The 24574-nt window shown below is 67.7% G+C and carries 25 protein-coding genes and 3 tRNA genes; 18 read left to right on the forward strand and 10 right to left on the reverse strand.

Translation table 11 applies throughout. From position 1 onward, the window contains the following. Nucleotides 1-13: 13 nt before the first annotated feature. Nucleotides 14-1585 (forward strand): histidine ammonia-lyase, encoded by a 1572-nt coding sequence (gene hutH, locus MMF96_RS00950; protein ID WP_256882250.1) that lies wholly within the window; start codon nt 14-16, stop codon nt 1583-1585. Nucleotides 1586-1657: 72 nt separating this feature from the next. Here the strand turns inward: hutH and hutG are convergent, their stop codons facing one another. Together hutG and MMF96_RS00960 are read right to left on the reverse strand one after the other, a co-directional pair. Next, on the reverse strand, nt 1658-2617 hold the full coding sequence (gene hutG / locus MMF96_RS00955; protein ID WP_256882251.1) for a formimidoylglutamase: 960 nt from the start codon (nt 2615-2617) through the stop codon (nt 1658-1660). A 149-nt stretch (nt 2618-2766) separates the two neighbouring features. Further along, a complete protein-coding gene (locus MMF96_RS00960; protein ID WP_176615326.1) occupies nt 2767-4221 on the reverse strand; it encodes an NCS2 family permease in 1455 nt (484 codons plus the stop codon). A 247-nt stretch (nt 4222-4468) separates the two neighbouring features. On the opposite strand from MMF96_RS00960, the gene MMF96_RS00965 reads away from it, so the two are divergent. Next, complete coding sequence (locus MMF96_RS00965; RefSeq protein ID WP_256882252.1) at nt 4469-5116, forward strand: copper resistance CopC family protein; 648 nt, start codon at nt 4469-4471, stop codon at nt 5114-5116. Nucleotides 5117-5135: 19 nt separating this feature from the next. On the opposite strand, the gene MMF96_RS00970 is transcribed toward MMF96_RS00965, so the two are convergent. Next, nucleotides 5136-5768 (reverse strand): FAD-binding protein, encoded by a 633-nt coding sequence (locus MMF96_RS00970; protein ID WP_218062877.1) that lies wholly within the window; start codon nt 5766-5768, stop codon nt 5136-5138. A gap of 509 nt (nt 5769-6277) precedes the next feature. On the opposite strand from MMF96_RS00970, the gene MMF96_RS00975 reads away from it, so the two are divergent. Then, entirely contained in the window at nt 6278-7282 is a 1005-nt protein-coding gene (locus MMF96_RS00975; RefSeq protein ID WP_176615325.1) for a universal stress protein, read from the forward strand. 110 nt (nt 7283-7392) lie between these two features. On the opposite strand, the gene MMF96_RS00980 is transcribed toward MMF96_RS00975, so the two are convergent. Together MMF96_RS00980 and MMF96_RS00985 are read right to left on the reverse strand one after the other, a co-directional pair. Further along, nucleotides 7393-8880 carry an NlpC/P60 family protein gene (locus MMF96_RS00980; protein WP_256882253.1) on the reverse strand — a complete coding sequence of 496 codons (1488 nt, stop codon included), beginning with the start codon at nt 8878-8880 and terminating at the stop codon, nt 7393-7395. Between the two features lie 294 nt (nt 8881-9174). Beyond that, nucleotides 9175-9582, reverse strand: a complete 408-nt coding sequence (locus tag MMF96_RS00985) for a metallopeptidase family protein (protein ID WP_256882254.1) — start codon at nt 9580-9582, stop codon at nt 9175-9177. 148 nt (nt 9583-9730) lie between these two features. Here MMF96_RS00985 and MMF96_RS00990 point away from each other — a divergent pair. The 14 genes from MMF96_RS00990 (at nt 9731) to MMF96_RS01055 (ending at nt 17850) form a co-directional block, all read left to right on the forward strand. Beyond that, nucleotides 9731-9803 (forward strand) — tRNA-Glu (locus MMF96_RS00990). Between the two features lie 104 nt (nt 9804-9907). Then, a tRNA-Asp gene (locus tag MMF96_RS00995) sits at nt 9908-9981 on the forward strand. A 61-nt stretch (nt 9982-10042) separates the two neighbouring features. Continuing rightward, nucleotides 10043-10118 (forward strand) — tRNA-Phe (locus MMF96_RS01000). A 109-nt stretch (nt 10119-10227) separates the two neighbouring features. Next, entirely contained in the window at nt 10228-10743 is a 516-nt protein-coding gene (locus MMF96_RS01005) for an Asp23/Gls24 family envelope stress response protein (RefSeq protein WP_176615323.1), read from the forward strand. Then, the gene (locus MMF96_RS01010) at nt 10740-10931 is read left to right on the forward strand and encodes a hypothetical protein (RefSeq protein WP_176615322.1); all 192 of its coding nucleotides are present in this window, start codon (nt 10740-10742) and stop codon (nt 10929-10931) included. The genes MMF96_RS01005 and MMF96_RS01010 overlap by 4 nt, the downstream gene beginning before the upstream one ends. Then, nucleotides 10928-11305, forward strand: coding sequence for a hypothetical protein (locus MMF96_RS01015; RefSeq protein ID WP_256882255.1), 378 nt, complete (start codon nt 10928-10930; stop codon nt 11303-11305). Before MMF96_RS01010 ends, MMF96_RS01015 begins: the two co-directional genes overlap by 4 nt. After that, complete coding sequence (locus MMF96_RS01020) at nt 11302-11877, forward strand: DUF6286 domain-containing protein (protein WP_176615320.1); 576 nt, start codon at nt 11302-11304, stop codon at nt 11875-11877. The genes MMF96_RS01015 and MMF96_RS01020 overlap by 4 nt, the downstream gene beginning before the upstream one ends. Then, complete coding sequence (locus MMF96_RS01025; RefSeq protein ID WP_176615319.1) at nt 11874-12494, forward strand: hypothetical protein; 621 nt, start codon at nt 11874-11876, stop codon at nt 12492-12494. The genes MMF96_RS01020 and MMF96_RS01025 overlap by 4 nt, the downstream gene beginning before the upstream one ends. Before the next feature lie 71 nt (nt 12495-12565). Further along, a complete protein-coding gene (locus tag MMF96_RS01030) occupies nt 12566-12883 on the forward strand; it encodes a hypothetical protein (RefSeq protein WP_176615318.1) in 318 nt (105 codons plus the stop codon). A 306-nt stretch (nt 12884-13189) separates the two neighbouring features. Beyond that, nucleotides 13190-14488, forward strand: a complete 1299-nt coding sequence (locus MMF96_RS01035) for an ABC transporter substrate-binding protein (RefSeq protein ID WP_176615317.1) — start codon at nt 13190-13192, stop codon at nt 14486-14488. 134 nt (nt 14489-14622) lie between these two features. Beyond that, the gene (locus MMF96_RS01040) at nt 14623-15642 is read left to right on the forward strand and encodes a carbohydrate ABC transporter permease (protein ID WP_371130794.1); all 1020 of its coding nucleotides are present in this window, start codon (nt 14623-14625) and stop codon (nt 15640-15642) included. A 1-nt stretch (nt 15643) separates the two neighbouring features. Next, nucleotides 15644-16522, forward strand: coding sequence for a carbohydrate ABC transporter permease (locus MMF96_RS01045; RefSeq protein WP_256882256.1), 879 nt, complete (start codon nt 15644-15646; stop codon nt 16520-16522). Then, nucleotides 16523-16780, forward strand: coding sequence for a hypothetical protein (locus MMF96_RS01050; RefSeq protein ID WP_256882257.1), 258 nt, complete (start codon nt 16523-16525; stop codon nt 16778-16780). A gap of 50 nt (nt 16781-16830) precedes the next feature. Next, nucleotides 16831-17850: a LacI family DNA-binding transcriptional regulator gene (locus tag MMF96_RS01055; RefSeq protein ID WP_176615314.1), complete on the forward strand. Its 1020-nt coding sequence runs from the start codon at nt 16831-16833 to the stop codon at nt 17848-17850. A 41-nt stretch (nt 17851-17891) separates the two neighbouring features. Here MMF96_RS01055 and MMF96_RS01060 read toward each other — a convergent pair whose 3' ends face one another. The 5 genes from MMF96_RS01060 to MMF96_RS01080 form a co-directional block, all read right to left on the reverse strand. Then, nucleotides 17892-18734 (reverse strand): hypothetical protein, encoded by an 843-nt coding sequence (locus MMF96_RS01060; protein ID WP_176615313.1) that lies wholly within the window; start codon nt 18732-18734, stop codon nt 17892-17894. 3 nt (nt 18735-18737) lie between these two features. After that, complete coding sequence (locus MMF96_RS01065; protein ID WP_256882258.1) at nt 18738-19541, reverse strand: exodeoxyribonuclease III; 804 nt, start codon at nt 19539-19541, stop codon at nt 18738-18740. Between the two features lie 55 nt (nt 19542-19596). After that, nucleotides 19597-21354 (reverse strand): AMP-binding protein, encoded by a 1758-nt coding sequence (locus tag MMF96_RS01070; RefSeq protein WP_176615311.1) that lies wholly within the window; start codon nt 21352-21354, stop codon nt 19597-19599. 92 nt (nt 21355-21446) lie between these two features. Continuing rightward, nucleotides 21447-22268 (reverse strand): ammonia-dependent NAD(+) synthetase, encoded by an 822-nt coding sequence (nadE, locus tag MMF96_RS01075; protein ID WP_256882259.1) that lies wholly within the window; start codon nt 22266-22268, stop codon nt 21447-21449. A gap of 50 nt (nt 22269-22318) precedes the next feature. Then, the gene (locus MMF96_RS01080; protein ID WP_176615309.1) at nt 22319-23122 is read right to left on the reverse strand and encodes a FadR/GntR family transcriptional regulator; all 804 of its coding nucleotides are present in this window, start codon (nt 23120-23122) and stop codon (nt 22319-22321) included. A 140-nt stretch (nt 23123-23262) separates the two neighbouring features. Here MMF96_RS01080 and MMF96_RS01085 point away from each other — a divergent pair, with 140 nt between their 5' ends. Then, complete coding sequence (locus MMF96_RS01085; protein ID WP_176615308.1) at nt 23263-24546, forward strand: ABC transporter substrate-binding protein; 1284 nt, start codon at nt 23263-23265, stop codon at nt 24544-24546. Nucleotides 24547-24574 lie beyond the last annotated feature (28 nt).

Genomic DNA, 24574 nt, shown 5'->3' on the forward strand with positions numbered 1-24574 from the left:
AAAGGAACCCGCCATGAGCACCGCCGTATTGAACCAAGAAGTACTCCTCTCCTCCTCGGGGGTAAAACCCGAAGACGTCATCGCCGTGGCCCGCCACAATGCCAAGGTGGTGCTCAGCGCGGAGGCGCTGGCCGGCGTCGAACGCGTGCGCGAACACATTGAAAAGCTGGCGCACTCCGACTTCCCGGCCTACGGCATCTCCACGGGCTTCGGCGCCCTGGCGAACCGGCACATCCACGAGGACATGCGCACGCAGCTGCAGAAGTCGCTCATCCGCTCGCACTCCGCCGGCATGGGCCCGGCCGTGGAGCGCGAGGTGGTGCGCGCCCTGATGTTCCTGCGCGCCAAGACCCTGGCGAGCGGGCGGACCGGCGTGCGCCCCGTCGTCGTGCAGACCATGGTGGACGTGCTCAACGCCGGCATCACCCCCGTGGTGCGCGAATTCGGCTCGCTCGGCTGCTCCGGCGACCTTGCGCCCCTCTCGCACTGCGCACTCGTGCTCATGGGCGAGGGCGAGGCGGCGGGCCCGGACGGCACCGTCCGCCCCGTGCCCGAACTGCTCGCCGAGGCCGGCATCACGCCCATTGAGCTCGCCGAGAAGGAGGGCCTGGCGCTGGTCAACGGCACCGACGGCATGCTCGGGATGCTGCTCATGGCCATCGCCGACCTTCGTCTATTGCTCACGACGTCGGACATCACAGCGGCGCTGAGCGTGGAGGGCCTGCTGGGCACCGACCAGGTGTTCCTGCCCGAACTGCACATGGAGCTGCGCCCGCACCCGGGCCAGGCCCTCAGCGCCGACAACATGCTGCGCGTGCTCGCCAACTCGCCCATTGTGGCCTCGCACCGGGTGGGGGATTCCCGCGTCCAGGACGCCTACTCGCTGCGCTGCGCCCCGCAGGTGGCCGGCGCCGCGCGCGACACCGTGGACCACGCGCTCATGGTGGCCACCCGCGAGCTGGCCGCCGCCATTGACAACCCCGTGGTGCTGCCCGACGGCCGCGTCTCCTCCAACGGCAACTTCCACGGCGCCCCCGTGGCGTACGTGCTGGACTTTTTGGCCATCGTGTCCGCCGACGTCGCCTCCATCGCCGAACGCCGCACCGACAGGATGCTCGACCCCGCCCGCAGCCACGGCCTGCCCGCCTTTCTGGCCGGCGACCCGGGCGTGGACTCCGGCCTCATGATCGCCCAGTACACGCAGGCCGGGCTCGTCTCCGACTCCAAGCGGCTGGCCGTGCCCGCCTCCGTGGACTCCATCCCCAGCTCCGCCATGCAGGAGGACCACGTGTCCATGGGCTGGCACGCCGCCCGCAAGCTGCGCCGCTCCGTGGAAAACCTGCGCCGCGTCCTCGCCATCGAGCTGGTCACGGCCACCCGCGCCATTGACATGCGCACGTCCCTGTCCGACGGCGCACTGGTCCCCGGCCCGGCCGGCGCCGCCGTGCTTGAGCTGCTCCGCGCCACGGTCCCGGGTCCCGGCAGCGACCGCTTCCTCTCGCCGGAACTTGAGGAGGCCGACCGCCTCGTGGGCTCCGGCGCCATCCGCGCGGCGGCGGAGAAGGCCACCGGCCCGCTGAACTGACGGTCCCGCCGCCGGGCGTGGCAGCCCGGCGGTGGCCGAGTGTGGCGAGACCCGCGGCCCGGCTGCCGGAACCTACCGCAGCAGCGTGTCGATGAGCCGGGCGGCGACCTTGGCCGTGCGGTTGTCGATGTCGAACTCTGGGTTCAGCTCGGCGACGTCGAAGTGGAACAGCTTGCCGCTCGCCGCCACCTGCCGGCACACGCCCGCGATGACCGGCAGCGGCACGCCGTACGCGGCCGGGGCGCTGACGCCGGGCGCCACGGCCGCGGGCAGCACGTCCAGGTCGATCGTCAGGTAGACGACGTCCACCGTCTCCAGGAAGGCGGAGACAAACGCCGCCGTGCGCTCCGCCGAGCAGTCCTCATCCAGCAGGTACTTCACGTCCAGCTGGTGCGCCGTGTCAAAGAGGGTGCGGGTGTTGTTCGGCTCACTGATGCCGACGACGGCGTAGTTGAGTTCGCGCCCCGCGGCGGCTTCCGCGCGGGCCATCTGCAGGAACGGTGTTCCGGAGCTGGGCACGGGGGCCTCGCGCAGGTCAAAGTGGGCGTCCAGGTTCAGCACGCCCAGCCGGGCGCCGTTCGACACGGCCGCGGTGCCCGCAACGCCCAGGTAGCTGGCAAATGCGGTCTCGTGCCCGCCGCCCAGGACAAAGGTGAGCTGTCCGGCGTCGAGCATGGCCGTGAGGGCGCGGCCGGCGCGCGCCTGGCCGTCCTCCAGCGCCCCGCCGGCCACCACCACGTCGCCCACGTCCGTGACCGCGCGGGAGCCGTGGAAGGCCAGCGAGCCGAGTGCGGCGCGGATCGCGGCCGGGGCTGCCGTGGCACCGGTGCGCCCCTTGTTGCGCCGCACGCCTTCGTCGGAGCAGAAGCCCAGCAGTGCGGCGGGGCCGGCGGCTGCCGCGGAGGAGTCCGGCACGGCCGTCGGCGGAGTGGCCACCGCCTGCCACCAGCGCCGGTGGGCCGGTCCGTCGCCGTCGTCCCTTCCGGACCACGGTGCAGGGGCAGTGTCAACGGTGAGGGAAGTGAAGTCCATGCTTCCAGACAACAGCAGCGGGGCCGCAAATGCCAGCCGCAGGGCACAGGCGGCGTCTGGCATGGCAGACGCCGCCCCCTTAACGCGCGAACGGGCACCTGGCGGCAATGCCGTGCGACATTGCCGCCAGGTGCCCGTCCGGGAGGGTGTTATTTGATGCCGAAGAGCTGCTCGATCGGGCCGATGCCGAAGAAGATGACGAACGCGGCGGCCACGGCCCACATGAGCGGGTGGATGTCCTTCGCGCGGCCCTGGAACAGGCGGATCAGCACGAAGGCGATGAAGCCGGCACCCAGGCCGTTGGCGATCGAGTACGTGAACGGCATGAGCGTGAACGTCAGGAACGCCGGGATGCCGATGCCCCAGTCGGACCAGTCGATCTTGCCGACCTGGGAGACCATCATGAAGCCGACCACCACGAGTGCGGGCGCAACGGCCTCAAACGGGACCAGGGAGATCAGGGGCGTGAAGAACATGGCCACGATCAGCAGCAGTCCGGTGACGATGGACGCCAGGCCGGTGCGGGCGCCCTCGCCGATGCCGGCGCCGGACTCGACAAAGATCTGGTTGGAGGACACCGAGGTGCCGCCGCCGGCGATGGCGCCGAATGCGTCAACGAGCAGCACCCGGTCCACGTTCGGGATGTTGCCGTCCTTGTCAACGGTGCCGGCCTCGTTGGCCAGGCCCACCATGGTGCCCATGGCGTCGAAGAAGATGCTCAGCAGGATGCTGAAGGCCAGCAGCGTTGCGGCCAGCCCGCCCAGGTTCGCAAAGGCGCCGAACAGGTTGAACCGGCCGAACAGGCCGAGGTCCGGCGGGGTCAGCCCGGAGAAGTGCGGGACCACGAGGGACCAGCCTTCGGGGTTGGCGGTCTTGCCGTCAAAGCTGGGGCCGATGTTGAACACTGCCTGCAGGATGTTGGCCAGAACGGTGGCGGCGATGATGCCGATGAGGATGGCGCCCTTGACCTTGCGGACCACCAGGGCAATCGTCAGCACGAGGCCCGCGACGAATACCAGGGTGGGCCAGCCGAGCAGCTTGCCGTCAAAGCCAAGGCCCACCGGGACGGTGGTGCCGGCGACGTCGGGGATGCGGCGCACAAAGCCGGCGTTGACCAGGCCGATCAGGGCAATGAACAGCCCGATGCCCACCACGATGGCGGTTTTCAGCCCCGCCGGCACCGCGTTGAACACGGCGGTGCGGAAGCCCGTCAGCACCAGGATGAACATCGTGATGCCGGAGAGCACCACCAGGCCCATCATGTCCGGCCAGGTCAGGCCCGGGTGGGAGGCCACCGTGACGGCCACGAACGCGTTGACACCCAGTCCGGTGGCCAGGGCGAACGGGTGCTTGGCCCAGGCGCCCATGATGATGGTCAGCAGGCCTGCCACGAGCGCGGTCATGGCGGCCACGCGGGCCGGGCCCAGGATGCCGCCGGTCGAATCCGCGCCGCCGAGGATCAGCGGGTTGAGGACCACGATGTAGCTCATGGCGAAGAACGTGGCGAAGCCGCCGCGGATCTCGCGGGAGTAGGTCGAGCCGCGTTCGGTGATCTTGAAGTATTTGTCTACCGCGGACAGGCGGGTAGCCGTCGTGGTTGCCATAGGGGGCCCTCCGGGCGATGAAAAAGGGGGATATCCAGTCGAGACGATACTAGCCGGTTTTCGGGAGGCGGGGTCCTGGGCATGTGGCCATTTATGGCCCGTTTATTAGGTGCGACGCCGTTCCCCGCCGCAGGTGTTCGGCGCACCGGCCACTGGGGGAAATTTCCCGCAGTCTCGAGGGATTCTCCCACCATCCTGCACTAAGGTGGGCTGGACCACCCTTTCCCTGACCTAAGGAAGCAGAACCGTGATTCCCCCTGTCCCGCCGCGTGCCGATGAGACGAACATGACACCGCGGGGACTTGCCGCAGGGCAAAAACCGGTCCGCGTGGTCCGCCATCGCGGAGCCGCCTGGCGGGCCCTGGCGGGCGCCGCCGTCGTGCTTCTGGCCCTGCTGGGAGGACCGGCCGCGGCGCAGGCACACGATCAGCTCGATGCCACCTCGCCGGTGCAGGGGTCCACGGTGGCCGCGGTGCCGCAGGCCGTGACGCTGGCCATGTCCCACACGCCGGCAGCCATCGGGGCGGAGGTCAAGGTGCTGGATGCCGGCGGCACCAACTGGGCCTCGGGTCCGGTTTCCGTGCTGGACAACGTGGCAACGCAGCCGCTGAAGTCCGGGGCCCCGGCGGGGAAATACACCGTGGAGTGGCGGCTGGTCTCCTCCGATTCGCACCCTGTGGAGGGGACGTTCACGTTCACGGCAAGGGCCGGGTCCAGCGCGGGCGCCGTGGCCGGGCCGGCCCATTCGGCGCAGCAGGTCACCGAGGCCGTCGCGCAGCCCGCGGCGGACAGCGGCGGCATTCCGTGGAGCGTCTTTGGCCTGATCGGCGTCCTGGCGGTCGTGGTCATCGCGATGGTCGTGGTGGCGCGCCGCAGGCTCAACCAGGCCGACTGACGCCTGGCCGAAGGGTCCCTCAGGCGAGGCCGGGGAGGGTGCCGGCCTGCCTCGACGCCGCCCGGGCCGAGATGCACTGGCCGGCATGCTTGGCCTGGTGCAGTATCTCCTGCGTGGAAGGGGTGAGCAGCTCTCCCACGCCCACCAGGTACAGGCCCAGCGCCTGCATGGCGCTGCCCAGGCCCTGGCCCGTGCCGATGCCGACACCGTGCAGCATGCGCCGCAGCTGGTTAAGGGCGCCACGGGTGAAGACAATGCTGTGGGCGGTCAGGATGCCCGTGGCCGTCCGGATCTCCCACAGCCGGCCCGCCGGGGTGGCCTTGCTTTCAATGTGGAGGGCGGCGGTGGCCGGCCGGATGTCCAGTTCATGCCGGCGGGCATAGTGCTCCAGAAGCCGCATGATTTCGGTCCGGCGGTCCATGGCGTCCAGGCTGACGCCGCCGGTGGCGGGGGAGCCCTGGCTGGCGGGAGGGGCGGGGCAGTCAACCACGATTGCCTTGATGCCCTGGCGGTTGAGCTCCGCCGCCATGGCCAGTCCAGAGAAGCCGGAACCGATCACAACGGTGTTGGTGGCTTCGATGCCCGGTGCGCCGGGGCTGGCGGCCCCGGCGCCCGGTCTGCTTGCGGGCGCGGTTTGTGGCGCAGCCGTCACGGCAATGCCTCCTCGAACGGTGGGAGAAATTTTTCAGGCGGCAACAGTCCGGGAGCGGGCGGTGTCGTCAGGGTGGGGCCGGGCACACGATCCTCGTTGGCACGGTGAAACACGCGGTGTGATCCGGCTTCCTTTGGAACCCTACCGAACAATGCAGGGTATGGATAGGGTCAGCCAAAGTCCTGCGAATGGAGAAAATGCCCTGCGTCGCGCCGGGGCCGTCCGGTGCCGGTGCCGCCGGCTGGCCGGCCGGTGCGGCTTCCCTGGTGCAGTCGCCGCCGCCGGCGCTTCTGCAGCCGCCATTCGGGCCCTGCCGTGCCTGCACCAATGCCCCCTGGGAGTGGATTTTGCCGCCCATGGGCGGTTGCGCCGCAACCTGGGCACGCCCCCGCGCGTGTCACTTGACGCACTACCTGGGAACGACAATAGTCACAGGTATAGGCCTCGAGGGGGAGGCGGGCAGCAGTGCTCGACGCCCCCTGGCGGCCACCTATATAAGGAGGCGCAGCATGAGCAGTCCTGACCAAGCATCCCCGGTTGCCCAGCCCGACCCCATTCCCGCACCGACCGGAATTGTTGTGGGCGTGGACGGTTCCGACCAGAGCAACTATGCCGTGGTGTGGGCCGCCCGAGAGGCCAAGCTCCGCAGGTCGCCCCTGCACCTTGTCACCGCCTACACCGTGCCCATCTTTGCCGCCTCCGGGCTCGACGGCGGGTACGCCACCGTGGACGACGACGTCATCCGCCAGGGCGCGGAGGCCGTCCTTCGCGAGGCGGCAGCCAAGGTGGCGCACCTGGACGTGGAAGTCGATGCCCGGGTGGAAAACGGCGACGCTGCCGGGGTCCTGCTGGAGTTGAGCGAGACGGCCGAGCTGCTGGTCTTTGGCACGCGCGGCCGCGGCGGTTTCCTCGGCCGGCTGCTCGGCAGCGTGAGTTCGGCCCTGCCGGCACACTCCAAGTGCCCCACGGTCACGGTTCCGCTGAGCTGCGCCACGCGCCTGGGCGAGGACCCGGGCCGGGAAGCGCAGGCCCCCGTGATCGAGAAGGTTGTCACCGTGGGCGTCGACGGCTCCGACCAGGCCCGCTATGCGGTTCTGGTCGCCGCGGAGCAGGCCCAACGGTCCGGATCCGCCCTGCGCATCATCTGCGCCATCCAGCCGTACACCGGCTCCCTGTCATGGATGCCGGCCCCCGTGGACCGCGAGGAACTGTTCGCGGAGATCCAGACACAGCTCGACGCCGGTGAAAAGTGGCTGAGGCACCATTTTCCGCAGCTCCCCATTGAGGTCAAGCTCGTGGAGGGATCTGCCGTGGATGTCCTGGTCAAGGCCTCGGAAACGTCGGAGCTGCTGGTCATGGGCACCCGCGGCCGCGGCGGTTTCGCCGGCATGATGCTCGGTTCCACCACAGACGGCGTGCGGCACCACGCCAAGGGGCCCATCATGGTGGTCCGGGACCGTGAAGACCCCCGCCAGGACGACCGTTCGGCGTTCGGCCCGCTCCTGCAGGCCTGACCGGTCCGGCACCGGACCGCGGGCCCGCCCCGCCCGCTCGAGAGTACGGCTCTGGCGGCTTCCCCCCACGGGGAAGCCGCCAGAGCCGTACGTTCGTGGAGTTCCGGTGGTCAGTACCGGGCGGCGTACGGGTAAAGCTGCATGCCGCCCAGCGCCATGTCGGAGAGCGAATAGACGCCGACGGGATAGCCAGGGGCCAGGGCCTGCACCACCTGGTCGTTGCCGATGTAAATGGCAATGTGCTCGAACTGGCCCGAGCCGGCGGGGGATTCGTTGAAGACGAGCAGGTCACCGTAGCGCATCTGGGACAGCGGCACGCGGGTCGGCGCCCCCCAGAATTGGGCCGTTCCGGTGCGCGGCACGGAGACGCCGGCAGCGGCAAACGAGGTCATGACCAGCCCGGAGCAGTCAAAGCCCGGATTTCCGGTGCCGCCCCACTGGTAGGACTTGCCGCTTTGGGCCATGGCGTAGTTGACCATGACCTGGATGTAGGACCCGGACGGGGCAGGAGCCGGTGCCGGTGCAGGCGCGGGGGCCGGAGCCGGGGCCGGAGCAGGCGCTGGTGCCGGTGCGGGAGCAGGTGCGGGGACCGGAGCTGGTGCCGGTCGGACCGGTGCGGGGGCAGGCGCCGGTGCGGGAGCAGGCGCTGCAATCGGTGCCGGTGCCGGGGCGGCAGGCTGCTGCGGCTGGCTGGCCGGGTTCAAGGGTGTCACCGAGGAGGCTGCCGGAACCACCGGTGCAGGGGCGGCCGCCGAATTCCTGATTTCCTGGGCGAGGGCCGCTTCACGTGCCTGGCGCGCCAGGCCGTCCACGCGGGCTCCTTCCAGGGCCACGGTGGTGTTGTGCAAGGTGGCCAGCTGTCGGAGGAGGGTGCTGCGCTGGGCCTGGTTTTCCTTGACCACGGCCGTCAGGGCATCCGTGGCGGACTGTGCTGCCTGCCGGGAGGCCTCGGCCGCCGTTGCTGCCTGGTCCGCCGCCTGCTGGGCCGCGGCGGCCTGCGCCTGAAGGGCCGTGGACGTTGCGGAGGCTGCTGCAGCGGAGTCAAAGGTGTTGGCCCGCTCGTCGGACAGCGCCTGCAGCGTGGAGGCCTGGTACATGGTGTCGCTGGCGTTGGAACTGGTGAGGAAGGCCTGCACGCTCAGGTTGAGCCCGCCGTTTTTGTAGAGATTGCCGGCAAGCTGGCCCAATTGCGACTTGGCGGACTTGTACTCGGCAGCGGCTGCGTCCGCCTTGGCCTTGGCGGTCTGCGCGTCCGCCTTGCGCTTGTCAAGGGTGACGAGTGCGTTGGTATAGGCGTTGTTGGCGCTCACCGTGCCCGTGAGGGAGCCTTGCAGGCGCTCGTTGGCCGCGCTGAGCATGCCGTCGATCTTGGCCGACTCCGCCTTTGTTGCGGCCTCGGATTTTTTGGCGTTGGCGATGTCGCCGGTGCTGGGCACGGCCGGGGCAGTGGCCAGGTGGCCAAGGAACGACGCCGGAACAGGCCCGGCAGTCAACGCACCGGGGGCGGGTGCCGCGGCGGCAGGGGAGAGCACGGCGGTGGTCGCCAACGCCGCGCATGCGAAGGCGGTCGTCCCGCGTACCAGGAAGGGAATGCGCATCCTCAAGACCTCATTGCAGTTTGGTTAGGTAAATCTCGGGCGCGAGTCCGTGCCCGGTGCGCCGATAAAGACGCACATATTTACACAGCACAGCTGACATTACGGCCCCATTGATCTCTTTGGCAACACCAGTAACACCAGCAACATAAACTACAAAGTTGTAACCACAGCGGTGTTATTTCAAGGCAATAGTGGCTTTTGCTGATCAGGCTGCGTTTATCGGGCCGTGTTTATCCGGCTTGCGCCGCCCGGGCACGGTTCAGGTCCACATGCCGGGCAGGGACGCCGCGGCGGTCATCCCCAGCCCAATTCGTGCAGCCTCTCGTCGCTGATGCCGAAGTGGTGCGCAATCTCGTGGACCACGGTCACGGCGACTTCATGGATGACCTCTTCGCGCGTGGAGCAGATGCCCAGGATGGGCCGGCGGAAGATGGTGATGCGGTCGGGCAGGGAACCGGAGCCCCACCAGGAGCCACGCTCGGTCAACGGCGTCCCCTCGTACAGGCCCAGCAGCAGGGTGTCCGGATGCCCGCCCGCACGCGGCACATGGTCGTCCTCGACAAAGACCGCCACATTGTCCATTTGCGCCCTGATGTCAGCGGGGATTCGGGCCAGGGCCGCCTCCACGGCGGCATCAAATTCCGCCGCATCCATCCTGAACGGGCCAAAGGAGGGAATGGACGCCAGCGGGTCGCGGTTCATGCCCTCCAGCCTAGTGTCCAACCGCCGCGGTGTGTCCTGCCGCACAGCCGCCGCCCCCGTTTTGTGTTCTGGACAAATAGGCCCTATAGTTTTTCAAGTCCACTGCGGACGGCGCGCGGGAAACCGTGGGCTGGACGTGAGTGACGATGCCCCCATCGTCTAGCGGCCTAGGACACCGCCCTTTCACGGCGGCGGCACGGGTTCGAATCCCGTTGGGGGTACTTTGCGGGAAAAGTGGTAATTCCGGCCGGAAAAGGCTGGTAAGCTATTACTCGTGAATTTCGCGTGAATGCGCGATAAGAATGAAAGAATAAAAAAATAGTATGGCCCTGTAGCGCAGTTGGTTAGCGCGCCGCCCTGTCACGGCGGAGGTCGCGGGTTCAAGTCCCGTCAGGGTCGCTTAGGTTTCCTGAAATTCATTTCGGGGGATCTGGTGACAAAGGCTTGTGCAGTTCACCAAGGCTCTGTAGCTCAGTTGGTAGAGCGTTCGACTGAAAATCGAAAGGTCACCGGATCGACGCCGGTCGGAGCCACCACATAAAACCCCTTAGCAATAAGGGGTTTTTGCTTTAACTGTCATGGCGTTGCCCCTCATCTTGTCGGTGCATAGGCTTACCGTAAGTAATAACGGGACAAGGAGCTTTCATGGACGGGCGAGACCAGCCGCAGGCAATCCACTCACCAGGGCTGCCCCTGGACCAGGCACAGGGCCGCACCGTCATCTCTGACAACGCGGTGGCCAAGGTGGTGGGCGTTGCCGCCCGCGGGGTGGCAGGGGTCCATGCCCTGGGCTCCGGCGCCTCGCGGTCCATTGGCGCCATCCGGGACGTGGTGGGTGCCACGGACCTGACCCAGGGCGTCCGCGTCGAGGTGGGGGAATCGCAGGTGGCGGTCGACCTGGTGCTGGTGGCCATCTACGGCTACCCGCTCCAGCAGCTGGCAGACGCCGTCCGGGCCGCCGTCTACGGTGCCGTGGAGGGCCTGGTGGGCCGCGACGTCATTGAGGTGAACATCGAAATTACGGACGTCTTCATCCCGTCCGCCGAACCGGAGCGCCAGCAGCCCCGGACCAAGCTGTCCGAGCGCCTCGGTGCGCCCGTGCGCCCGGCAGCGCCGAACCCGTCCGCAGCCCCTGTGGGCCATGAGAAGGGCCAGCCGTGAACCTGACCGTAGTGTGTGCAGCATTTGGCGCCTTCCTGGCCTACATGGCCTTTAGGTTCGGCTTCTGGGGCTTCATCATTGGCGCCGTGTTCATCGCCATCGGCGCGTTTGTGGGCCGGGCCGCCGGAGGCAAGCTGGACTGGCGCGGGGTGCTCGACGCCCTCACCGGCCGGCGTTCGTCGCGGTGACGGGTATCGCCGTGGACTCCGGGCGCGGGCTGTCCGGACATACCCGCATCAGCACCCAGGCACTGACGTCCGTGGCCCGGGCGGCCGCTGCCGCGGTTTTTGGCGTCGCACCCGCCGCCGTGCGTGTGTCCTGGTCGGACGACGCCGGATCCCTGGCCTTGAATGTCTCCTCACCCATCAGCGTGCCCTCCCTGGCGGCGGTGCGCCGGCAGCCAGGGCGCGTTGCCAACACCGGGGGCACGGTGGCGGACCGTGCCACGGCGGCCAAGCGGGGCATCCTGGAGCAGGTGGAGCACCTGACGGGATCGCAGCTGAGCCGGGTCGATGTCCGGATCTCCGGCATCCAGTCCACCAATGAAGGGCGGGTGCAATGAGCGAGCTGATCGGGCGCATCCTCAAGCGGGAGCGCCATTCCTCCAGGGCGCCGTTGTCTGTTGCGGCCGCCATGGTCATCGGGCTGCTGGCTGTCTACGGGCTCTTGGAGGCCGTGCTGCGGGCGGTGGGCCAGCGGCCCTGGCTGATTGACCCGCTCACGGCAGCCCGGCGCCTGGCGCGCCTGCCCGAGGGGATTTCGCCGGTCCTGCTCGGCGCCATTGGCGTCCTGCTGGCCTTGCTGGGGCTGGTCTGCCTGGGGCACGCATTCCTGCCCGGCCGCCGCGCCCGCCACACCATTGCCGATCCGCGCCTGGCCATTGTGGTGGACGATGAAGTCATCGCCTCGGCCTTGGCACGCCGTGCACGGCTCGCGGCTGGCGTGACCCGTGAGCAGGTCATTGTGGTGGTGTCCACCAAGGCGGTGCAGGTCAATGTCCGCCCGACGTCGGGCATCCCCCTGGACGAGTCCCACATCCGGGCCGCCGTTGAAGACGAATTGGAGCAGATGGCGCTGGAACCGGCGCCGGACGTCACCGTCAACCTGTCCGGATCCGGGGTGATTGGCGTATGAACGGCACCCCCCGCGCAGTGAACAGGGTGGTGCTGGCCATCGCCGGCCTGGTGCTGCTGGCACTGGGCGCGGCCTTGGCAGCCCTGGCCGTCGTCCCCGCGGCCGGACGTCTCTGGCAGGACTGGGCCGGCCCGCAGATGGGCCGCCTTAGCGGCCTTGCCGCCAGGACGCGCCTGGCACCCGGCGGCGGCAGCTGGATCTGGCTGGTGGTGGCCGCCTGCCTGCTGGTGCTGGTGATCTTCATGGTGTCGTGGGTGGCCAACCAAGGCAAGGGGCGCACCAACGTCCTCTTTCAGCGCCAGGGGACTGCCGCCGACGACGGTGCCGCGGGCAAGGTGGTGCTCAGTACCGCGGTGGCGGAGCAGTCACTCAAGGCGGCGCTGCTGGAGCGCGGGGACCTGCTGGGCGTCTCTGTGACGAGTTATGCCTTCCGTGGCCAGCCGGCCGTCAGGGTCCGGGTCCTGCCCCGGCAGGGTGTGGCACCGCACGAAGTTGCCGCGGACATCGCGTCCCTCGTGGATGCCCTGGATGCGTTGCTCGGGGTGCAGGTCCCGGTGCTTGTCAGCCTCGGGTCCGGGACCAGGGCGCGCTTCACGAAAGCCGAACGCGTCCGCTAGTCTTGGGTCCCATCACCCACGGGTGCAATTCACGCCTGGGGGCGCGCAACCACTGCGAAAGGGAGAAGCACATGAGTGAGAACGACTCGGGGAACCCGCTGGATTCGGCCAAGGACCTGGCCGCAGACGCAGCAGAAAAGGCCAAGGACCTGGCCGGCGACGCGGCTGCCAAGGCGAAGGAATTTGCCGGCGAGGGCGGTGAAAACCTCAAGGAATTTGCCGGCGGGGCCGCCGAAAACGTCAAGCACTTTGCGGAGGACGCCTCGGAAAACGTCAAGCACTTTGCCGAGGACGCCTCGGAAAACGTCAAGCACTTTGCCGAGGACGCCTCGGAAAGCGTCAAGGGGCTCGGCGCCAAGATCGCCGGCCTGTTCAAGCACGACAAATAGCTCGCTGCGCCGCGGCCCGGGAGGTGCCGCGGAACCGTTCCGTGACAGTAAAAAGGGAGGGTGGCCCGTCCAGTTTCTGGACGGGCCACCCTCCCTGTTTGCTGCCTGCCCGCCCCGAGGCACGGAAACGGCTGTCCGGGCTTTCGATAAGGAAATGGTCACAATCGTGCGTAAGCGCTTGCACTCCGGCCCGGTCCCTGCTTAGAGTGATCCACATCACCACAGGGCCCGGCGCATGCCTGGGCCCGCCAATTTCATGATTGAACTTCATGATTGAACGTTTTCACTGACGGGAAAGAGCGTGGAATGAAACATTCAAGGAAGTTTGCAGCCCTGGCGGCAGCCTCGGTCCTGGCGATGACATTGGCCGCCTGCGGCGGCGGGGGAAGCGGCGGCGGTGGCGGCGGAAACTCCGGCGGCCTCAGCGGCGATGCGGCCGCCAACCTGGACGCGCGCGGACCCATCACCTACGTCCAGGGCAAGGACAACTCGAACGTGGTCCGGCCCCTCGTGGACAAGTGGAACGCGTCGCACCCGAATGAGAAGGTCACCTTCAAGGAGCAGTCGGACAAGGCGGACCAGCAGCACGACGACCTCGTCCAGAACTTCCAGGCCAAAAACGCCAGCTACGACGTCGTCGACGTGGACGTTGTCTGGACGGCGGAGTTTGCGGCCAAGGGCTGGCTGCAGCCGCTGAAGGGCAAGACGGCCTTTGACACCACCGGCTTCCTGCCGGCCACCGTCGCCACGGCGACCTACAAGGACACGCTGTACGCGGCCCCGCAAACCTCCGACGGCGGCATCCTGTACTACCGCAAGGACCTGGTCCCCACCCCGCCCAAGACCTGGGACGAGATGATGGGCATGTGCCCCATCGCCAAGAAGAACAACATGGACTGCTACGCAGGCCAGTTTGCCCAGTATGAGGGCCTGACGGTCAACGCGGCCGAGGCCATCAACACCGCCGGCGGCGTCATCGTCGGCAAGGACGGCAAGCCGGCCGTCAACACCCCCGAAGCCAAGGCCGGGCTGAACAACCTGGTCCAGGCATTCAAGGACGGCAACATCCCCAAGCAGGCCATCACGTACCAGGAAGAGCAGGGCCGCCAGTCGTTTGAAGCCGGCAAGCTGCTGTTCCTGCGCAACTGGCCCTACGTGTACAACCTGGCGAAGACCGACGGCTCCTCCGTGGTGAAGGACAAGTTCGGCATCGCCCCGCTGCCCGGCAAGGACGGCCCCGGCGCCTCCTCCCTGGGCGGGCACAACATCGCCATGAGCGTCTACAGCAAGCACAAGGCGACGGCCATGGACTTCATGAAGTTCATGACAAGCCAGGAAACCGAGAAGTTCTACGCCACGCAGGGTTCGCTGGCACCGGTCCGTGCCGACCTCTACGCCGACGCCGACCTCGTCAAGCAGCTGCCCTACCTGCCGGTCCTGCTGACCTCCATCAAGAACGCCGTGCCGCGTCCGGTCTCGCCGTTCTACCCGGCCGTGACCCAGGCCGTGCAGGTCAACGCCTACGCCGCCCTGAAGGGTGACAAGACAGTTGACCAGGCCCTGACCGACATGCAGGCGGCCCTGGGGGCGGCCGGCTCCCAGTAGGCCCGGCCCCGCCGGGGCCACCGGCCACGGCAACCACGGACGACGGCGGCCCGCGCACCTGGGTGCCCGGGCCGCCGTCGTCCCCGCCAAACACCCATGCAGCCGACACCCGAGGAAAGGACCAGGGAATGTCAATGCAAGTGGAGCCGCAGACCCGCCGCGGCAAGAAGGGCACAGGCGCGGGGCTTGAGAACAAGGAAGTGGGCCAGGACCGGAAGCAGAAGACGCAGGGCAAGGTGGCGCTGCTGCTCATTGTGCCCTCGCTGATTGTGCTGGGCATCGTGATTGTCTACCCCGTCATCGACGCCATCGTCATGTCGCTGCAAAAGGACGCCGGCCTGGACCCCGTGACGGGATCCTTCGTGGCGGGCGGCTTTGCCGGGCTGTACAACTACATCCACTGGATCTTCGAGCAGTGCAACACGCCCAACGGACAGGCGTCCTGCCCGGCCGGCACGCTCGGCTCGCAGTTCTGGTCCGCCACCGGGACCACCTTCCTGCTCACCGTCATCACGGTGGCGCTGGAGACGGTGATTGGCTTTTGGATGGCGATCATCATGTCCCGCACGTTCCGCGGGCGCAGCGCACTGCGCGCGGCCGTGCTGGTGCCGTGGGCCATTCCGACGGCGGTGACGGCCAAGCTGTGGTTCTTCATCTTTGCCTTCGACGGCATCGCCAATACGCTGTTCCACACCTCGATCCTGTGGACGGGGTCCGAAGTCCCGGCGCGGACGGCCATCATCATTGCCGACGTCTGGAAAACGACGCCGTTCATGGCACTGCTGATCCTGGCAGGGCTGCAGATGATCCCGGACGACGTGTACGAGGCGGCCAAGGTGGACGGTGCCACGGCCTGGCAGCGGTTCACCCAGATCACGCTGCCGCTGGTCAAGCCGGCCCTGATGGTGGCGATCCTGTTCCGCACCCTGGACGCCTTGCGCATGTACGACCTCCCGGCCATCATGACGGCGGGCGCCAACGGAACCACCACGCTTTCGATCCTGGTGGTGAACCAGATCCGGATCGGCTTCAACTCGGCCGCCGCGCTGTCCACCATCACGTTCCTGATCATCTTCATTGTGGCGTTCATCTTTGTCCGCTTCCTGGGGGCGAACGCCGTCGAATCGGCCACCAACTCGGGGAAGGCGAAGTGAAATGAGCGTTGCAACCCTTGATCCGGCGGCTGCAAAGTCCGTGGCCCGGCGGCGCGAGCGCTGGGCCAGCTCGCGCACCTACGTCAGTGCCGCCGTCATCCTCATCTGGTGCCTGCTGCCGTTCTATTGGATGCTGGTCACGGCGTTCCGGGACGTCGGCTACACCTTTGACCCGACGCCCTGGTTCACGCACGTCACCTGGGACAACTTCAGCACCGTGTTCTCCACCAGCCTGGGCAACCACTTTGCGCAGAACCTGCTGAACTCGCTGATTGTTTCCGGCGTCACCACCGCCGTGGCCCTGCTGTTTGGCGTGTTTGCCGCCTATGCCCTGGCCCGGCTGGAGTTCCGCTTCAAGTTCCTGGTGCTTGGCTTTGTGCTCGGCGCCTCGATGTTCCCCGGCGTCGCCATCGTCACCCCGCTGTTCCAGCTGTTCACCAACATCGGCTGGATGGGCACCTACCAGGCGCTGATCATCCCGAACATCTCCTTCGTGCTGCCGCTGACCGTCTACACGCTGACGTCCTTCTTCCGCGAAATGCCGTGGGAGCTGGAGGAGGCGGCCCGGATCGACGGCTGCACCCAGGGGGAGGCGTTCCGCAAGGTCATCATGCCGCTGGCCGCCCCGGCCGTCTTCACCACGGCCATCCTGGCCTTCATCGGCGCCTGGAACGAGTTCCTGATCGCCAGCCAGCTCTCCAGCGACGCCACCAAGACCGTCACGGTGGCCATCGCCTACTTTGCCGGTTCGCAGCCGCACCAGGAACCGTACACGGCCGTCATGGCCGCCGGAACCGTGGTGACCATTCCGCTCGTGATCCTGGTGCTGGTGTTCCAGCGCAAGATCGTGGCCGGCCTGACGGCGGGGGCGGTGAAGTAGGTGCGGGGCCGCCAACCGAAGGGTTCGGGGCTGCACGCCCCCGCGTCCCGGCAGCGCAGTGCGGAGGACTTTGACCTGATCATCGGCTTCCTCGGGTTCTGGGCGCTGGTGGTCCTTGGCATCACCGTCTGGCTGGAGGTGACCGGGCAGCCCGCGCTCCTGTGGGCCCTGGGCCTGTTGGCGCTGGTGCTGGGGCTCTGGGGCATGGTCCGGCTCCGCCGGAAACTGCCGGCCCGCATCGCACGGCGGCCCCGCTGAGGGGCGCCACGGCAGAATCGTAGGCGCAGCCAAGGGGGGAGAGAGCGAACATGGGCGTCAGCATTGACGATGTTGCCGCGCAGGCACACGTTTCAACGGCCACCGTGTCACGTGCACTCAGGGGGCTGCCGCGCGTCAGCGAGGCGACCCGGGCGAAGGTGTTCTCGGTGGCTGCGGAGCTGGGCTACGTGCCGTCGCGCTCGGCCAGCGGGCTCGCCACCGGGCGCACCCGGACCGTGGGGGTGTTGGTGCCGTTTGTGGACCGCTGGTACTTTGGGCACGCCATTGAGGGGATTGACCAGGTGCTGCGGGAGAACGGCTACAACCTGCTGCTGTTCAGCCTGGGCGGCTACCTCCACGGCCAGAAACGCAGCTTCACCGAAAGCATGGTGCGCAAGCAGATCGACGCGCTGCTGGTGTTGTCCCTGGGCCTCTCCGAGGAGGAACTGCGCCAGCTCCACCACACCGACATCCCGCTGCTCTCGGTGGGTGGTCCCGTGAACGGCTGCCGCGGCGTCTACATTGACGACGTCGCCGCCGCCACGGCCGCCATGGACCATCTGATCGGGCTGGGGCACCGCCGGATCGGGCACCTGCGCGGCGGCGTCCAGGATGAGCAGACCTTCAGGGTCCCCGCCCTTCGCACGGTGGCGTTTGAGGCGGCCATGGCACGCGCCGGGCTGGAGCCCCGCCCGGGGTGGAACGCGGCCGGGGAATTCACCGTTTCCGACGGCATGCAGGCGGCGGCGCGGATATTTGAAGCGCCCGGCGAGCGGCCCACGGCCCTTTTCTGCGGCTCCGACGAAATGGCACTGGGCGCCATGTTTGAGGCGCAGCGCCGCGGGATCCGCATCCCGGAAGAGCTCTCGCTCATCGGGATCGACGACCACGATTTTTCAGCCCCGGCCGGCCTGACCACCATCGCCCAGCAGCCCTGGGAGCACGGCCGTGCGGCGGCCGGCATGCTGCTGGCAGAACTCGGCGGAACCGCAGGCGCCGTGCGGGATGTGACCATGCCGTTCGAGCTGAAGGTCCGGCGCAGCACCGCCCCGCCGCCGCGCGAGGCTTGATTTCGGCAGGCTCAATCGGCGGCGGCGGCCGGGCTGCACGGCTAGTTCGCGCGGGCCAGTTGGCGGATGGGCATCCAGCGTCGGGCCAGCCGGCGGTAGGCTGCCGCGGCGCCGGTCAGGTCGCCCTCGGCCAGGCATTGCAGGCCGGCGTGGACGTCCGCCGGGGAGTCGTCGGGGTGCACGCGGTTGGCCACGGGTCCGTAGTCAAGTTCCACCATGCCCTCGTTGCTGAAGGCGTCCAGCCAGCCGTGCAGCTCGTCGAGTTCCTCAAAGAGGTCCAGCTCGGGGGCCATCTCGGCCAGCATCTTCAGCGTCTGCCCGGACCGTTCCACCGCCAGGGGCAGCGGCACCTGGATGCGCACGGTCAGCACGCGGCCGTTGGCCTCCACCACCTCCATGCGGTCATTGGCGTAAACCAGGGTGAACCAGCTGAACGGGATGCCCCACGTGGACGTGCGGGTCTGCAGGGTCGTGCCGGGCACCGGAACCGTCGCCATTTTTTCCAGGTGGAGGTCCCATTCGGTGTCCGGCACCACCAGCCGGGCGAGGGGGGCCAGCGGGCCGCTGAGCAGTTCGGTGGTGGCGGACAGGGAGCGTGCCACCACCTGGTTCGGGGCGTAGAGCAGCGGGGCGCCCTCGCCGGCCTGGAACACGCGCACCCGGTCCACGGCCGGCGTCGGCAGCGGGTTGGGGGAGGAGCGGCTGACGCGCCCCAGCGAATCGGCCAGCTCCTGGGCATCAACCGTGACCGGGTTCTGCTCCTCCTCGAGACGGCCGCGCAGGTAGCTGAACTGTTCGTCCGTGTAGGACTCGCGCGGCAGGTAAACGCGCAGGCTGGAGACGAAGGGCAGCTGGAGCCCGCCCAGATACAGCCCGTTGCGCATGGCCTAGCCCAGCTCCACGATCACCGGTGCATGGTCCGAGGCGCCCTTGCCCTTGCGCTCCTCACGGTCAATTTCCGCACCCGTCACCCGCGCAGCCAGGGCCGGGGAGGCCATGACAAAGTCGATGCGCATCCCTTCCTTCTTCGGGAAGCGCAGCTGCGTGTAGTCCCAGTAGGTGTAGGTGCCGGGCCCCGGGTGCAGGGGGCGCACGACGTCGGAGAAGCCTGCGTTTTCAAACGCTGCAAAGGCGGCGCGCTCGGGCGGGCTGACGTGGGTCAGGCCCTGCTCGATGAAGAAGTCCATGTCCCAGACGTCCTCGTCCCGGGGTGCGATGTTCCAGTCGCCCATCAGCGCGATCTGCGCCTGGGGGTCGTCCGCCAGCCAGCCTGCCGCCTGGTCCTTCAGCTCGGCCAGCCACTGCAGCTTGTAGGGCATGTGCTCGTCGTCGAGGGCCCGGCCGTTGGGCACGTACAGGCTCCAGATCCGCACCCCGTTGCAGGTGGCGGCAATGGCGCGGGCTTCCTGGACGGGGTCCTTGCCGCCCTTGCCAAAGGCCGGCTGGCCGGAAAACGTGCGTTCGACGTCGGTCAGCCCCACCTTGGAGGCGATCGCCACGCCGTTCCACTGGCTGAAACCAAAGTGCGCCACCTCGTAGCCGTTGCTCTCAAAGAGCTCCCATGGAAAGTTTTCGTCCTTGCACTTGGTCTCCTGGATCGCCAGGACGTCGGCACCGGCGCGGCGCAGCCAGTCCTCCACGCGGTCGGCACGGGCGCGCAGCGAGTTCACATTCCAGGTAGCTATCTTCACGTATCCCAAGCTATCAAGTTAAGCCGTGCAAAGGGCGGCGCCGCCGCGCCCCGGGTCAGCCTGCGTCGGCAGCGGGGAACTCCGAATCGGCGTACTCGCGGCCCAGGCCGGCCGCGGCGGGGGTGCCCGACGCCTGGCCGGAACCGTCGCCGTGGCGTGCCTCCTCGTTGGCCCGCAGCTCCACGCGGCGGATTTTCCCGGAAATGGTCTTGGGCAGCTCGGCAAATTCCAGGCGGCGGATCCGCTTGTACGCCGGCAGGTGCTCGCGGCAGAAGGCAAAGAGCTCCCCGGCCAGTTCGTCGCTGGGCTCATAGGCCGCCGCCAGCACCACGTACGCCTTGGGCACGTTCAGGCGCAGGGCGTCTGGGGAGGGCACCACGGCCGCCTCCGCCACGGCCGGGTGTTCAATCAGCACGCTTTCCAGCTCAAAGGGGGAGAGCCGGTAGTCGGAGGACTTGAACACGTCGTCGCTGCGGCCCACGTAGGTCAGGACCCCGTTTTCGTCCCGGCTGGCCACGTCGCCCGTGTGGTAGAAGCCGCCACGGAAGGCCTCGGCCGTCTTGGCGGGGTCGCCGAAGTAGCCCTTGGTGAGCCCCACGGGGGCGGGGTCCAGGCGCAGGCACAGTTCGCCGTCGTCCGTTTCCTCCCCGGTCACAAGGTCCAACAGGACCACGTCGTAGCCGGGCAGCGGCCGGCCCATGGAGCCGATCTTGATCGGCTGGCCCGGCGTGTTAGCGACCTGGACGGTGGTTTCCGTCTGGCCGAAGCCGTCCCGGATCAGCTGTCCCCAGGCACGCTCCACCTGGTCGATCACCTCGGCGTTGAGCGGCTCGCCGGCCGAAACCACCTTGGTGGGCGGGTTTTTCAGCAGCGTGAGGTCCGCCTGGATGAGCATGCGCCACACGGTGGGCGGGGCGCAGAAGCTCGTGACATGCTCGGCATCCATCTGCGCCATGAGGGCCTTGGCGTCGAAGCGCGTGTAGTTGTAGATGAACACACAGGCCTCGGCGATCCACGGTGTGAACACGTTGGACCAGGCGTGCTTGGCCCAGCCCGGCGAGGCGACGTTGAGGTGGACGTCACCGGGCTCCAGGCCGATCCAGAACATGGTGGAGAGGTGGCCCACGGGGTAGGAGGTGTGCGTGTGCTCCACCAGCTTCGCCTTGGAGGTGGTGCCTGAGGTGAAGTACAGCAGCATGGTTTCATCCGCCCGGGTGGGCGCGTCCGGCGTGAAGTCCTCCGGGGCGCCGTCCGCGTCGGCGTAGTCGAGGACGGGCCGGCCCGCAGCTGCGGCCGCCGCGGGATCGGGGCCGATGCCCACCAGCGTGTAGTCGCCCGGGACATCGGCAAACTTGGCCAGGTTGTCCGCCCGCACGCCGATCCAGCGGGCTGCGCCGCGCGCCACCCGGTCGCGGAGGTCCGCCGGCCCCATCATGGTGGTGGTGGGGATCATGACCACGCCGAGCTTGATGCAGGCGAGCATGAGTTCCCACAGCTCCACCTGGTTGCCGAGCATGATGACCATGTGGTCGCCGCGGCGGATGCCCTTGTGCCGCAGCCAGTTCGCCACCTGGTTCGAACGCAGGGACAGGTCCTTGAAGCTGCGGCGGGTGGCGGAACCGTCCTGTTCCACGATCACCAGTGCCGGGTTGTTGCCGGTGGCCGGGTCCTGCGCGATTTGGTCGATCCAGTCCAGGGCAAAGTTGAATTCGGTGAACGCCGGCCAGGTGAATTCGCGCTGGGCGCGGGCGTTGTCCAGGCGCATCTCCAGCAGGCGGTTGCGTGCCTCACGGAATTCTTCAGTGACGGTCATGGGGCCACCTTTCGGCTTCGTTGCCAGGATGATCGGCCCGGGGAACAACAGGCCTCACTGTGAAATATACGCGACGGCGGTGCGGCCGGGCCCTACTTCCACCACGTGTCCAGCAGCGACACCGGCGTGGTGCGCTTGTGCCGGGTCGCCAGGTACCGCCGCTCGATGCCCGACGCCGGGACCTCGCCGATCTCCCGGCCCTCCAGGTAGTCGTCAATTTCCTCGTAGCTGATGCCGAGCTCGTCCTCGTCGGTGCGCCCCGGCCTGCCGTCCAGCAGGTCGGCGGTGGGCACCTTGGCCCAGAGTTTTTCGGGTGCGCCCAGGTGCTGGAGCAGTTGGCGGTTTTGGCGCTTGTTCAGCGTGAACAGCGGCAGGATGTCCGCCCCGCCGTCGCCGAACTTGGTGAAGAATCCCGTCACGGATTCGGCCGCGTGGTCGGTGCCGACCACCAGCAGGTTGTCGTGGCCGGCCAGCGCGTACTGGGCGATCATGCGGGAGCGGGCCTTGATGTTGCCCTTGTTGAAGTCGCTGACGTCCTCCGTGGCGGTCCTGGCAAACTCCGCCTCGAAGCCGTCCACGGCGGCGGCGATGTTGAAGGTGCGTTCGGTCTTGGCACGGATGAAGTCCAGGGCCGCCTGTGCGTCGTCCTCGTCGTGCTGGATGCCATAGGGCAGGCGGACGGCGATGAAGTCGGCCTCAATGCCTTCCCGGGCCAGGCTTTCCACGGCGAGCTGGGCCAGCCTGCCGGCGAGGGTGGAGTCGATGCCGCCGCTGATGCCCAGCACATAGCCCCTCGTGCCCGTGGCCTTGAGGTAGTCCTTGAGGAATTCCACGCGGCGGGTGATTTCCGCCGCCGGGTCAATGGTGGGCCTGACGCCCAGTTCTGCAATGATCTGTGCCTGGAGTTCGCGCATGGATCCAAGGCTAGCGCCTCGGTGTAACAAGGGTGTTACGCGGACCGGTGCTACGGCGCCGGTTTGGGGAGGCCGGTTTCCCAGATGACACCCATCTCATCCATGGACTGTTCCACGATCCGTGTCATGGCGGCCTGCGCCGCATCGCCGTCGCGCCGCTGGATGGCGTTGGCAACGTCCACGTGAAACCGCATGGCCTCGTGGTTGGGGCTGCGCGGCATGAGCCCATGGTCTATGCGGCCCTTGAGGACCTCCGTGACGAGGGAGTTGAGCTGGGCAAACATTTCGTTGCCGGAGCATTCGAGCATTTTCGCGTGGAAGAGCACATCGAGCTTGAGGAATTCGGCGATGTCGGAATCATGGCCCCTGGCCCACATCTGCGCGGACAGGTACACCAGTTCACTGGCGTCGGCGAAGCTGGCGCGTTGGGCCGCCAGTTTTGCTGCCTGGGGTTCGATGGCGGAGCGCAGCTCACTGAGGCTGCGAAGCTGGTCTATGCGGTCGTCCGAGGCGAGCCGCCATCGGATGACATGGGGGTCGTAGAGGTTCCAGGCGGTGGCCGGCTGGACGACCGTTCCCAAACGACGCCTTGAGGCGAGCAGCCCGAGCGACGACAGCACCCGGATGACCTCGCGGATGACGGAGCGCGAAACGCCATAGCGCACTTCCAGTTCCTCGATGCTCAGCACGGCGTGGGGCGGAAATTCCCTGGTCACAACGGCCAGCCCGAGTTTGTCAACGAGGGCGGAGTGCAGGTACTCGCGCGGAAGGCCGGCGGACGGCACGCCGCCAGCGGTGCCCGCGCCGTGGTCGGGGGCGGGTGGCGGCGGTCCAGCTGTCCGGGAGGCGGTCATGGATGCATCATACCGATTTGGTCTCAACCATTGATAAGTATGTTTTATGTGATTAGCATCTCCAATACGGCATATGTGTTTCGGTGCCGCATTGTCATTCGGAACCCTGTGGTTCCTGCCAAAAAGAAAAGGAAGTCGTAATGAAGCGACGCTCAGTACTCCAGCTCCTGGCTGTTGCAGTAGTGGTTCCATTCGGTGTTGCGGCCTGCGGTGGCGGCGGCGGGGGAAAGGCGTCCAACACGGTGCGCGTCACGCTCGCCAACCACGTGTGGACCGACGGCATCAAGGCTGCCATCCCTGAATTTGAAAAAGCGTCGGGGCTCAAGGTCGAGCTGACCCAGCTTGGCGAAGACCAGCTTTCCGACCAGTACAACGTCAAGCTCAACGCGGGCAGCGACGAAATTGACGTGATGATGTACCGCCCGCTCCAGGAAGGCAAGCAGTTTGCCAAAAACACCTACCTGGCCGACCTGACCGCGCATGTCACCTCGGACGCGTCCTGGGACTGGAAGGACTTCCAGCCGGGACCGGTCACGGCCAGCACCTTTGAGGGCAAGGTGGTGGGCGTGCCGATCATCACCGAGCGCGAGGTGCTCTACTACCGCAAGGACCTGCTCGAAGCGGCCGGCGTGGCGGTTCCCAAGACCATGGCGGAGCTCGAGGCGGCGGCCAAGAAGATTTCCGGGGCCAACAAGGGCATTGCCGGCTTCGTGGCCCGCACCAACAAGTCCGCGGCCGTCACACAGTTCTCCAGCTTCCTGTACAGCTTCGGCGGGGATTTCATGGACGAATCCGGCAAATCGAGCATCGCAACGCCTGAAGCCAAGGCCGCCTACGCCTTCTACGGCGGCCTGATCAACAAGTACGGCCCCGCCAACGTCAGCACCGACATGAGCTGGCCGGAGGCCATGGCCATCTTCACGCAGGGCAACGCGGCTTTCTACACCGAGGCCGACTCCCTGTACAAGAACGCCACCGACGCGGCGAAATCCAAGGTTGCCGACAAGGTGGGCTTCGCAGCGCTGCCGGCAGGCCCCGCCGGCGCCAAGCCCTACAACATCCCGTCATGGGGCCTTGCCATCAACTCGGCCTCGGGCAACCAGGAAAACGCCTGGAAGTTCATCCAGTGGGCCACGTCCAAGGAACGGACCCTGGCGGCGCAGAAGGCCGGTGTCCCGGGCCCGCGCAGTTCCGTGTGGGCGGACGCCGACGGCACCTCGACGTACCCGAAGGACCTGGCCCAGGCCATTGCCTTCAGCGCCGAGCACGGCGTGGGCCACGACCGGCCCCTCGTGATTGCCGTGGGCAAGGCGCGGGAGATTGTGGGCGGGCCGATTGTCACCGCCATCACCGGCGGCGATTCCGCCGCGGCCGCCACGGCAGCCAACGACGCCTTCCAAAAGTTCCTGGCAAGCGACAAGTAATGCCCCTTCCGGGCGGCAGGGACGGCAG

It is taken from the genome of Arthrobacter sp. STN4 (assembly GCF_024539665.1).
Taxonomy (GTDB): Bacteria; Actinomycetota; Actinomycetes; order Actinomycetales; family Micrococcaceae; genus Specibacter.